The 11791-nt window shown below is 60.9% G+C and carries 10 protein-coding genes; 6 read left to right on the top strand and 4 right to left on the bottom strand.

The genetic code is table 11. From position 1 onward, the window contains the following. The first annotated feature begins 46 nt into the window (after nt 1-46). The 3 genes from HX793_RS29490 to HX793_RS29480 all read left to right on the top strand — a co-directional run bounded on the left by HX793_RS29490 (nt 47) and on the right by HX793_RS29480 (nt 3253). Nucleotides 47-535: a GFA family protein gene (locus HX793_RS29490; RefSeq protein WP_016979476.1), complete on the top strand. Its 489-nt coding sequence runs from the start codon at nt 47-49 to the stop codon at nt 533-535. A 94-nt stretch (nt 536-629) separates the two neighbouring features. Beyond that, on the top strand, nt 630-2444 hold the full coding sequence (locus HX793_RS29485; protein ID WP_177096177.1) for a serine hydrolase domain-containing protein: 1815 nt from the start codon (nt 630-632) through the stop codon (nt 2442-2444). Nucleotides 2445-2461: 17 nt separating this feature from the next. Continuing rightward, complete coding sequence (locus tag HX793_RS29480) at nt 2462-3253, top strand: MipA/OmpV family protein (RefSeq protein WP_177050002.1); 792 nt, start codon at nt 2462-2464, stop codon at nt 3251-3253. Between the two features lie 6 nt (nt 3254-3259). Here HX793_RS29480 and HX793_RS29475 read toward each other — a convergent pair whose 3' ends face one another. Next, entirely contained in the window at nt 3260-4537 is a 1278-nt protein-coding gene (locus tag HX793_RS29475) for an ATP-binding protein (protein WP_177050004.1), read from the bottom strand. Then, nucleotides 4538-5245 (bottom strand): winged helix-turn-helix domain-containing protein, encoded by a 708-nt coding sequence (locus HX793_RS29470; RefSeq protein WP_016979480.1) that lies wholly within the window; start codon nt 5243-5245, stop codon nt 4538-4540. A 157-nt stretch (nt 5246-5402) separates the two neighbouring features. Between HX793_RS29470 and HX793_RS29465 the strand changes: the two genes are divergently transcribed. Next, the gene (locus HX793_RS29465; protein WP_177060455.1) at nt 5403-6602 is read left to right on the top strand and encodes an MFS transporter; all 1200 of its coding nucleotides are present in this window, start codon (nt 5403-5405) and stop codon (nt 6600-6602) included. Here HX793_RS29465 and HX793_RS29460 read toward each other — a convergent pair. After that, nucleotides 6558-7160 carry a MiaE family protein gene (locus HX793_RS29460; RefSeq protein WP_177050008.1) on the bottom strand — a complete coding sequence of 201 codons (603 nt, stop codon included), beginning with the start codon at nt 7158-7160 and terminating at the stop codon, nt 6558-6560. The two genes, HX793_RS29465 and HX793_RS29460, sit on opposite strands and share 45 nt — an antisense overlap. Nucleotides 7161-7316: 156 nt before the next feature. Between HX793_RS29460 and uspL the strand changes: the two genes are divergently transcribed. Beyond that, nucleotides 7317-8180: a universal stress protein UspL gene (uspL, locus tag HX793_RS29455; protein WP_016979483.1), complete on the top strand. Its 864-nt coding sequence runs from the start codon at nt 7317-7319 to the stop codon at nt 8178-8180. Nucleotides 8181-8183: 3 nt separating this feature from the next. On the opposite strand, the gene HX793_RS29450 is transcribed toward uspL, so the two are convergent. Continuing rightward, a complete protein-coding gene (locus tag HX793_RS29450; RefSeq protein ID WP_177060456.1) occupies nt 8184-8654 on the bottom strand; it encodes a DUF1289 domain-containing protein in 471 nt (156 codons plus the stop codon). Nucleotides 8655-9051: 397 nt separating this feature from the next. Here HX793_RS29450 and acnB point away from each other — a divergent pair, with 397 nt between their 5' ends. Further along, a complete protein-coding gene (gene acnB, locus HX793_RS29445) occupies nt 9052-11661 on the top strand; it encodes a bifunctional aconitate hydratase 2/2-methylisocitrate dehydratase (RefSeq protein WP_033898481.1) in 2610 nt (869 codons plus the stop codon). The last annotated feature ends 130 nt before the right edge of the window (nt 11662-11791 follow it).

Here is an 11791-nt window from a genome sequence, read left to right as displayed (position 1 = left end):
AGGTATTAGAAAAGTGTTGTTACACACTCTCATCAGGAGTCAGCCCATGCAGCTTGAAGGATCCTGCCATTGCGGCGCCGTCACGTTCAGCCTCGCCAGTGCCCACCCCTACCCTTACCAGCGTTGCTACTGCTCGATCTGCCGCAAGACCCAGGGCGGTGGCGGTTACGCGATCAACCTGGCCGGTGACACCGCCAGCCTGAAGGTGCGCGGGCGAAAACTCATTTCGATCTACCACGCTAAGCTCAAGCCTGAAGGCGCCAGCCGCGCCCATGCGAGTACGGCCGAGCGGCATTTCTGCTCGCAATGCGGCAGCGCGCTGTGGGTGTTCAGCCCGGAATGGCCGGAGTTGATCCATCCGTTCGCCTCGGCCATCGACACGCCACTGCCGGTACCACCGGAGCACACGCACTTGATGCTGGGGTCCAAGGCACCTTGGGTAGAGGTCACGCTGCGTAAGGGCGACCTGCAGTTCGATGAGTACCCCGAAGAGTCGATCGCCCAGTGGCATGAGCGCCACGGAGTGGCCCGTTAACAGTCTTTGACAGTTTATCGACAAAGCTGTCAAAGACCCTCAGGCGTCGCAGCCCTAGCATTCGAGCATCCAAACCACCTGTCGGGTGCTCGTCATGCTTCGCACATTGCGCGGTCTTCCATTACTCGGTTGCCTGTTGGGCAGTATCGGCTGCCAAGGGCAGTCACCTGCCCCGCCGCCGATTCCGAAGGGCGACTACAGCGCGATCATCCGTTACCTGCAAACCCGGATCCCGCGAGACATGGCCCAGGACAACATCCCGGGCCTGTCGATTGCACTGGTCAACGGCCAGGAGTTGATCTGGGCCCGCGGGTTCGGCATGGCCGACAAAGCCAAGGGCCTGCCGGTGACGCCGAACACCGCCTTCCGGGCGGGTGCGATCTCCAAGCTGCTCACCGCCAGCGCGGCCCTGCAGCTGGTTGAACAACAGCGACTGGCGCTGGACGCACCGATCCAGCAGACCCTGCGCGAGTTCTATGTGCGCTCGCGCTTCCATGCCGACCAGCAGGCCGCCGACCGCGACATCACCTTGCGTCGCCTGCTCAGCCATCAGTCCGGCTTGCCCAGTGAGCACCTGCGTGACCTGCGCAACACCTACGCCATGGGGCAGATGCCGATGCGCCTGTCCGGCGTCTGGTTGAGCACACCTCCCGGTACGCAAGTGGCCTATTCCAACCTGGGTTATGCGCTGGTGGGCGCGGCCATCGAGCGTAGCAGCGGCAGGGAATTTGAAGCCCAGTTGCAACACAGTCTGCTCAAACCGCTGGAGATGGACCGCGCGAGCTTTGTCGGGACGGCTGCGCAAATCGGCTATCGCGCCCAGGGCTATCAGGAAGGCGTCGCCAGCACCGATGCGCAACTGCGTGACATCGCTGCCGGCGGTTTGTGGGCCAGCCCCAGGGACCTCAGCCATTACGTGCAGATGCTGTTTGCCGAAGGCCTCTACAAGGGCAACCGGGTAATGACCAGCCGCTCCATCGATGAAATGTTCACCCAGCAAAACACTGGCAATGCCCTGGACTTCGATTGCCAGATCGGCCTGGCGTGGTTTCTGGCGCCCTGCGGTGACGAGCCGGTCGGCCCTGGTGTGCGCACCTACCAGCACAGCGGCGGTGGCGATGATTTCGCCGCACAGCTGAGCCTGCTGCCGGACCATCAATTGGCCGTGATCATCATGGCCAACGACAGCAATGCTGAAGACCTGGTTGCCACACTGGCCACCGACACCCTGCGCCTGATGCTTCAGGCGCAAACCGGCGAGCAGGTCTGCAGCGAAGACTGCCAGGCACCCCGCCACGGACTCAAACTGCGCCAGGTGCCGGCCGCCATCGACCGCCAGCGTCTGGCCGGGTTCTATGCCACCGCCTGGGGGGTGTTCCGGATCAAGGATAATGACCATCGGCTGCGTGGCGAACTGGCTGGCTTCAACTTCGAACTGCTGCGTGACGATCAAGGCTGGCTGCGCGCCCAGAAGAAACTCTTCGGATTCTGGCTCAAGGACCTCGGTGAGCTGGGCCAGGTACAACTCGACGTCATTACCGTGCAAGGCCGGCAGATGCTCACCGCGCGCAGCCACGGCCAGCGCATCGCCATTGGCGAACGCATCGACCCGCCGCCGCTGCCCTTGGCCTGGGCCGACACCGTCGGCACCTACCAAGTACTCAACACCCATGAACCCGATGCGCCATTGAGCGGCATCAGCGTGCGCCTCGAAGAAGGCTTCCTGGTGATTCGCGGCCAACTGCACGACGAACCGCTGACCGACTACATCCTGCTGCCCGTGGACAACGCCCATGCCGTACTGGCCGGTAACGGCTATGGCCTGGGTGACACCGTCAGCCGGCAAATCAATGGCCTGAGCGCTTCGGGCTACTCCTTCAAACGTACCCCTCCACCCTTGAGTTTCTAACCGACATGAAAACCCTGATGAGCCCCAAAAACTTCTGCCTGTCCATTACCTCATTGTGTTTACTCGCGGGCGCCAACAGCGCACTGGCCGAGGACTGGACCTACAGCCTCAAGGCCGGCGTGGCCAACCTGCCCCGCTACAGCGGCAGCGACGAACGCATGACCGCCCCGGTATTCGGCGGCGCCATCGTCAGCCCCTGGGGGATTTTCCTCGACACCGACAAGGGTCTGGGCTGGGGCTACGAAGGCAATGCCTTGAGCTTCAGTGCGTATGTCGGCGCCAGTGGATCACGAAAGGACAAAAACGAATCCATGCACCTGGGCTCTAAACGCCTGAAAGGCATGGGCGAAATCAAGTCACGCCCCCAGCTGGGTGTGAGTGCCAGCTATAACCTGGGTGGCGTGATCATGGGCGCCACGCTGGAGCATGCCCTCAAGGAAGATGACCACAAGGACAGCGGCAAAGCGTTCACCCATCTGGAATTGAGCCTGGGCACCAACCTGTATGAAGGCCGTTTCGGCTCCGTCGACGCCAGTCTCAGCAGCCACTTTGGCGACCGCGAGTACCTGCAGACCTGGTACGGCGTGACCACCGGCCAAGCCGCGCGCAGTCGCTTCAAAGCCTACAAGGCCAGTGGGGGCAATATCAGCAATGGCATGAACCTGGTGTGGAGCCTGCCGATCAGCGAGCACACCCAGTTCTCGACGTTACTGGATGTGCAGTACCTGGCGGATGAAGCGGGCAAGAGCCCGATTGTGGAGCGGCGGCTGCAGACGTCGGTGATGGGTGTATTGGAATACACCTTCTAACCGGCCTTACTCGGCATACGCCCAGGTCATTCGGAATGAGGCGCCGCCCCATTCCGAATCCAGCACTTGCACCTGGCCACCGTGCCATTGCGACACCCGCTGCACCAACGCCAGGCCTAGACCAAAGCCGCCGGTGCGGCGGTCGCGGCTGGCGTCCAGGCGCATGAAGGGCTGGAAGATCTTCGAGCGGCCTTCCTCCGGTACCCCTGGGCCGTCGTCACACACCCGCACTTCGTAGCCGCTGCCGAACTTGACCAGCGACACTTCCACACGGCGTTCGGCGTAACGGATGGCGTTGCGCAACAGGTTGATTACCGCGCGCGCCATGAAGCGCGGCTCGATCTGGATAAAGTCCACCTCGCACGTGCGCAACGACAGTTGGATACCCGCCGCTTCAGCCTCCAGCGCCACGCTGCCGATCACGCTGTCGAGCCAGCTGTGGGCCTCGATGCTTTCCCGGGTGACTTGGGTGGCACCGCGCTCCAGGCTGGCGTAAGTGAGCAACTCAGACACCATTTCTTCCAGCTCGCCCAGGTCCGCGTACATGTCCGCGATCAATTCGCCGCGCTGGCGTGGATCGGCCTGTTGCTTGAGCTGGTCGAGTTCGAACGACAGCCGCGCAATCGGCGTACGCAGTTCATGGGACACGGCGTTGGTGAGTTCGCGCTGGTTGGCGATCAGGCTTTCGATACGCTCGGCCATCTGGTTGAAGTGCCCGGCCAGCGAACGCACGGTGGAACGGCGTGGCAGCAGAATGCGTGAACTGAGATCGTTATCCCCGAAACGTTGGGCCGCCAGGCGGATATGCTCCAGGTCGCGCCAGTGCGGGCGCACCCAGAAATACAGCACGATCGCCAGGCTTACGCCCAGAAAGCCATACGCCCACAGGTACAACCATTTGGGCTCTTCCGGCAGCCTTATCTCCAGCAATTGCGGGCCCCCGTCGATGCCGGTGAGGAACTCCATGAAGTCCCCACGCACCACCAACTGGTTGTTTGCCAGCAATTTCTGTTCACGCTCATCCAGGGCGAGCGCATCCCGCTGCACCAACCTCAGACGCAAGCCGTAGTGCGTCTGCAACTCGTCCAGGCGCGCCTGGCGCGCCTCCCCCTGCAATGTCCGCAATTGCTCCACCAGACCGTAAGCCGGCCCGCGCAAGGCTTCGCGGTTGTAGACTTCGTTGGCCTCGGGGAGCAACTCGTCGAAGGTGTAGTTGACGAGCCAGATCGCGCCAGCCAGCCCGAGCGCCAGGATTACATACAGGCGTAGAAACAAACGCAGCATCTAAGCCTCCCACGCGAACGGATTGAACAGGTAGCCCTTGCCCCAGATGGTCTTGATGCACACCGGTTCGCGGGGGTTGTCGTTGAGTTTGCCGCGCAGCTTGCTGATGTACACATCGACACTGCGGTTAAGGCCGTCGAACGCAATACCGCGCATGCGGTTGAGGATGTCATCGCGGGACAGGATCGTCCCCGAGTTGCTGGCCAGCAGCCACAGCAGCTCAAATTCCATGGTGGTGAGGTCGATTTTGTCATCGCCCAGGCTGACCACCCGGCAACTGCGATCGATGGCCAGCCGTCCGAAGGCCAGCGAACCACGCACGGTCGGTTCTGGCGTCTGGCGTCGTTGCAGGGCGCGCAGGCGCGCCAGCAGCACCGGGGGCTTGATCGGCTTGATCACGTAGTCGTCGGCACCGGACTCCAGGCCAAGGATATGGTCCAAGTCGTCCTCTTTGGCCGTGAGGATCACGATCGGCGTGTCAGAAACCGCGCGAATCCCCCGGCAGACATGCAGGCCGCTCTGGCCGGGCAGCATCAGGTCGAGTACGACGATCTTCGGCTTGAATTCCAGGAACGCGGCCAGGGCCTCGTCGCCCCGGTGCTCCACGCGCACCTCAAAGCCATGCTGCGCGAGAAAGTGCGCGATCAGCCCTGCCAGTTTTTCGTCGTCCTCAACGAGCAAGACCTTGCCCAGCCCCAGGTTTTCCATAAGTTCTCAGTATGCAGACACGGATTGAAGAGCGGGCATTATAGGTGGCAAGCTGGGCAACTAAAGCGGCTGGCCAGCATTGGCCGACGAAGCTTCATGCTTTTAAGAGTTTTTAACAAATAACCTGCAATCTTTAACGCCATCCACAGGGAGTTGTATGCGCAAGGATTACCTGGCGTTCTTTGTTTCGTTGTTCTTGTCGCGGCTGGCGGACCAGATTCTGCTGTTTATCGTGCCCTTGATCGTGTTCCAGACCACCCAGAGCGTGGCCTGGGCCGGGCTGGCGTTCTTTATCGAGTCGCTGCCGCGTTATCTCGCGTTCCCGGTGTGTGGCGCATTGTGCGACAAGTTTGCGCCGGTGCGCATCCTGCATATCAGCCAGGTTTACCGGGCGCTGGCTTGCGTGACTGCCGTGGTTTTGTACGGGGTATTAGACGGCATCCTCTGGATCGTCCTGCTCTCGGCGCTCTGCGGCGTGCTGACCACCCAGGGCATCATGGCGCGAGAAGTGCTGATGCCCCATGTCTTCCCCCACTACAGTTATGCCAAGACACTGTCCTATTCGCAGATTGCCGACCAGAGCGGGCTGGTGCTCGGGCCATTGGTAGCGGCGCTCATGCTGGAAGTGTGGGCCTGGCACTGGGTCGTACTCGGGGTGGCCGGGCTGTTCTTGTTGGCTGACCTGGCGATGTGGGCGTGGCAACGCTCCAGCACCACACGCCTGGAAACCTTCGAGCAGCACCGGGATATCTGGCTGCGGCCACTGAAGATTGCCTTCGGGCATATCCGCAGCCTGCCGGAACTGAAGCGGATCATCACGCTGGCCGTGGGCGTCAACCTGATCATCGGCGTCACGCTGGCCACGTCTGCGGCGATGGTGACCGGCCAATTTGCGCAGGATAAGGACACCTATGCCCTGCTGCAGGCAGCCGGCGCCCTGGTGACCATCGGGATTCTGTTTTATTTGGCGCGGGCCGGGCTGCCGCTGAAGGTGCTGGGCGGCTTGTCGTATTCAATGATTGCGGTCGGTGCGGTGATCATGGCAGTCAGCCCCGACGTGTGGCTCTACGCCGTGGGGTTCCTGCTGGTCACGGGTTTCGACAAGATGTTCAACGTCTACCTGCGCAGCACCCGTCAGCGGGTGATTCCCGTGCAGGACTTCGGCAAGACCGTGGGCGTGATCACCCTGCTCAACAACCTGCCGCAACCCTTGGCGGGCCTGGCGATTGCAGTGTTGGCGGCGCCGCTGGGCACGCAGGCGGTGATCCTGCTGCTCGCCGGAATCACCGCGCTGATCGGCGTGGCCGTGGCCTCAGGCTGGCACGCCACTGTGAAAGCGGAACTCGATGTCGGGTGACTCGATCAGTTCCTGCTCGGCCGCCCTCACCCGCTCAATCACCTGGGCGACGTCCTTGGCGTCGCCGTACTGGTAGGCCAGCTTCAGGTAACCCTGGAAGTGCCGCGCTTCGCTTTTCAGCAAACCGAAGTAAAACTTGCCGAGTTCTTCGTCCAAATGTGGTACCAGCGCTTCGAAACGCTCGCAACTGCGCGCTTCGATAAACGCGCCTACCACCAGAGTATCCACCAGCTTGACCGGCTCATGGGTGCGCACCACTTTGCGCAAACCCGAGGCGTAACGCCCGGCGTTCAATTGGCGCAACTCGACTTTGCGCTTTTTCATCAGGCGCATGACTTGTTCGTGGTGCACCAGCTCTTCGCGGGCCAGGCGCGACATCATGTTGATCAAGTCCACATGGCTGTAGTACTTGGCGATAAGGCTCAGGGCAGTGCTGGCGGCTTTGAATTCGCAGTTCTTGTGGTCGATCAGCAGGGTGTCCTGATCGGCCAGCGCGGCCTGGACCCAGGCGCCAGGGGTGCGGCAACCGAGGAATTCGTGGATTTCGGGCAGGTTCATCGGGCTCACGGGCAAAAGGATCACAAAAGGCCGGCGATTATACCGACCCCGCCGCAGACCACCAGCCACCGGCCTTGATGTGCATCAACATGACGTGCGCCAGCCAGCAACTATAGTTGTTCCAGGCCCCCGCCCTTTTTTATGGAGATCCCGACCATGCAAGCCATCCGCAGCATCCTGGTGGTCATCGAGCCCGAGCATTCGGAAAGCCTGGCCCTCAAGCGTGCCAAGCTGATTGCCGGGGTCACCGGCGCGCACCTGCATTTGCTGGTCTGCGACAAAAAGCATGAGCACTCGGCGCTGCTGAGCCTGCTCAAGTCGGGCTTGCAGGAAGACGGCTACAGCGTCAGCACCGAGCAGGCGTGGAATGCCAGCTTGCATGAAACCATTATCGACGTGCAGCAGGCCGAAGGCTGTGGGCTGGTGATCAAACAGCACTTCCCGGACAGCCCATTGAAAAAGGCACTGCTGACGCCTGCGGATTGGAAGTTGCTGCGTTATTGCCCGACGGCGGTGTTGCTGGTCAAGACCGCTACACCGTGGGCTGGCGGCGTGATCCTCGCGGCGATCGATGTCGGCAATACCGATGGTGAACATCGGTCACTGCATAATTCGATCATCGACCATGGCTTTGATATCGCCCACCTGGCCAAGGCGCAGTTGCATGTAATCAGCGCCCACCCCTCGCCGATGCTGTCGGCGGCGGACCCGACGTTTCAGCTCAGGGAGACCATCGAGGCACGTTATCGCGAGCAATGCAGGGCGTTTCAGGCGGAGTTTGATGTGGATGACAAACACCTGCATATCGAGGAAGGACCGGCGGACGTGTTGATACCGCATCTCGCCCACAAACTGCAGGCGGCGGTCACGATCATCGGCACCGTGGGTCGCACGGGTATTTCCGGGGCACTGATCGGCAACACCGCAGAGGTCGTGCTGGATACGCTGGAAAGCGATGTGTTGGTGCTCAAGCCTGAAGAAGTGATGGATCGCCTGGTGGAACAGGCCACCAACGCCTGACCGCTAGGCGCCAAACGCATCCTTGAGAAACCCCGGCGCGATATAGCGCTGGTAGTGGGCTTCGGAGAGAATAAAGAACTCCCGATCGATGGCATCGCGCAGGTCCGGCAAGGGCCAGTCGCGAAACTCGGGCAACAGCACCATGCCATAGGCCTCCAGGTTATTGATCACCCGAGCCCCGCGGGCGATCAACTGGTAGGCCCAACAATACTCGGATTGGTGCGGCACGAAGCGGATCTTGCGCTTTTCCAGTTGGCCGCGCAGGGTCTTGGGGTCAAAAACCTCCAGTTTGCCGGCCATCACCTGCACCAGCAGCTGCTCCAACCGCAGCCAGACCGCACGTTTTTCCTCTTCGCCGTAGCCGTTCCACTGGATCACTTCATGGTGGAAGCGCTTGCAGCCACGGCACACGAGATCGCCGTAGACCGTGGAGCACAGGCCGACGCAGGGGGTCTTGATGGTTTGGTTGGACATGGGCAGCGACACGCAAATCAGCGAAACAATGCGCCATGTTAGCCCTTTGTCTAAGCTTGATCACCCAGCAAACTTGGTTAGGCAACTTACCTTTAGAATTTTTTTGCCGTAGAATCATCCGGCCTTGTAAGGCGCCAATAATCCGCTGGAAGCTGTTTTCAAAGCGTCACGAGCACAGTCGTTCCTTCAGAACGGTGTTGGCGATGGTTAATGACTCGGTAGGTCAGAGCCCTCGCCAACCCTCATCAGCTCCGTTCTGCAGGCGTAAAACTTTGAAAGCAGCTTCTGTGAGGAATGCCGGCAGCGCTGGCTTTGCGGCCCAAAAAGCCCCCGAGCGCATGCGTGCCGTTCATTTCTGGATGAGCGTCCCGTGGGACCACTGATGAGGGTAATAACTGTGCTTGAAGCCTACCGCAAACATATCGAAGAGCGTGCAGCCCTGGGTATTGTTCCCCAGCCGCTTAACGCCGAACAAACCGCAGGCCTGGTCGAGCTGCTGAAAAATCCTCCGGCTGGCGAAGAAGAATTCCTCGTTGACCTGATCACCAACCGCATTCCACCAGGCGTTGACGAAGCTGCCTACGTCAAGGCCGGTTTCCTGTCTGCCCTGGCCAAGGGCGAAGCCACTTCCCCCCTGATCAGCAAGCAACGCGCCGTTGAACTGCTTGGCACCATGCAAGGCGGCTACAACATCGTGACCCTGGTCGAGCTGCTGGACGACGCCACACTGGCACCGGTCGCCGCCGCCCAACTCAAGCACACCCTGCTGATGTTCGATGCGTTCCACGACGTGGCTGAAAAAGCCAAGAACGGCAACGAACACGCTAAAGCCGTGATCCAGTCCTGGGCCGACGGCGAGTGGTTCAGCAACCGCCCTACCCTGGCCGACAAGATCAGCCTGCGCGTGTTCAAGGTCACCGGCGAAACCAACACTGACGACCTGTCCCCTGCTCCCGATGCCTGGTCCCGTCCTGACATCCCGCTGCACGCCCTGGCCATGCTGAAAATGGCCCGTGAAGGCATCGTGCCGGACGAGCAAGGCAAGACCGGCCCGATGAAGCAGATCGAAGAAATGCGCGGCCAAGGCTTCCCGATCGCCTACGTCGGTGACGTGGTCGGTACCGGTTCCTCGCGTAAATCCGCGACCAACTCCGTACTGTGGTTCTTCGGCGACGACGTTCCGTACGTGCCGAACAAGCGCGCCGGTGGTTTCTGCTTCGGCAGCAAGATCGCTCCAATCTTCTACAACACCATGGAAGATGCGGGCGCACTGCCAATCGAGTTTGACGTTACCAACATGAACATGGGCGACGTGATCGACCTGTACCCACATGCTGGCAAGGTCTGCAAACACGGCACCGACGAAGTCATCACCACCTTCGAAATGAAGACCCCGGTGCTGTTGGACGAAGTCCGCGCCGGCGGCCGTATCCCGCTGATCATCGGCCGTGGCCTGACCGACAAGGCTCGCGCCGAGCTGGGCCTGGGTCCTACCGATCTGTTCAAACTGCCTGAAGCACCTGTCGACACCGGCAAAGGCTTCACCCTGGCACAGAAAATGGTCGGCAAGGCTTGCGGTCTGCCAGAAGGCAAAGGCGTTCGTCCTGGCACCTACTGCGAACCGAAGATGACCACCGTCGGTTCCCAGGACACCACCGGTCCGATGACCCGTGATGAACTGAAAGACTTGGCGTGCCTGGGCTTCTCCACCGACCTGGTCATGCAGTCGTTCTGCCACACCGCGGCCTATCCAAAGCCGATCGACGTGACCACCCACCACACCCTGCCTGACTTCATCATGACCCGTGGCGGTGTATCGCTGCGTCCAGGCGACGGCATCATCCACAGCTGGCTGAACCGCATGCTGCTGCCGGACACCGTCGGTACCGGTGGTGACTCCCACACCCGCTTCCCGATGGGCATCTCGTTCCCGGCCGGTTCCGGTCTGGTCGCGTTTGCCGCAGCCACTGGCGTTATGCCACTGGACATGCCGGAATCGATCCTGGTGCGCTTCAAAGGCAAGATGAAACCTGGCATCACCCTGCGTGACCTGGTTCATGCCATTCCTTACTACGCGATCCAATCGGGTCTGCTGACAGTAGAGAAGAAAGGCAAGAAGAACGCCTTCTCCGGCCGCATCCTGGAGATCGAAGGCCTGAACGACCTGACGCTGGAACAAGCTTTCGAGCTGTCCGACGCCTCGGCTGAACGTTCGGCTGCCGGTTGCACCATCAAGCTGTCGAAAGAGTCGATCACCGAGTACCTGAACTCCAACATCACCCTGCTGCGCTGGATGATCGGTGAAGGTTACGGCGACCCACGCACCCTGGAACGTCGTGCTCAAGCGATGGAAGCCTGGGTCAAGAACCCAGAGCTGATGGAAGCCGATGCCGACGCGGAATACGCTGAAATCATCGAGATCGACCTGGCCGAGATCAACGAGCCGATCCTCTGCGCACCAAACGACCCGGACGATGCCCGTCTGCTGTCGAGCGTTGCCGGCGAGAAGATCGACGAAGTGTTCATCGGTTCGTGCATGACCAACATTGGTCACTTCCGCGCGGCCGGTAAGCTGCTGGAGCAGGTCAAGGGCCAGCTGCCAACTCGTCTGTGGCTGTCGCCGCCGACCAAGATGGACGCTCACCAACTGACCGAAGAAGGCTACTACGGCATCTACGGCAAGGCTGGCGCGCGCATGGAAATGCCGGGCTGCTCGCTGTGCATGGGTAACCAGGCACGTGTAGAGCCGAACTCGACCGTTGTGTCGACGTCGACCCGTAACTTCCCGAACCGTCTGGGTGACGGCGCTAACGTCTACCTGGCTTCGGCCGAGCTGGCGGCAGTGGCTTCTACCCTGGGTCGCCTGCCGACCGTCGAAGAGTACATGGGCTACGCGGCGAAACTGGACACCATGGCCAGTGACGTTTACCGCTACCTGAACTTCGACCAGATTGCTGAGTTCCGCAAGATCGCAGCTAGCGCCAACATTCCGGTGATTCAGGCCTAAAGTGTTGATGTGAAGAGGCGCCGCGTATCGTGAGGTACGCGGCGCTTTTTTTATGTCTGGGATATGGGTGGGACTGGGTACATATCCGTTATTTAGGTAACGGCTGATATGGGTTCCGCCCTTACGGCGG

This window comes from Pseudomonas reactans (assembly GCF_013387025.1).
Classification (GTDB): domain Bacteria; phylum Pseudomonadota; class Gammaproteobacteria; order Pseudomonadales; family Pseudomonadaceae; genus Aquipseudomonas; species Aquipseudomonas reactans.
Note: the sequence above shows the minus strand (reverse complement) of the source record. Positions and strands in the feature narration are given on the sequence as shown.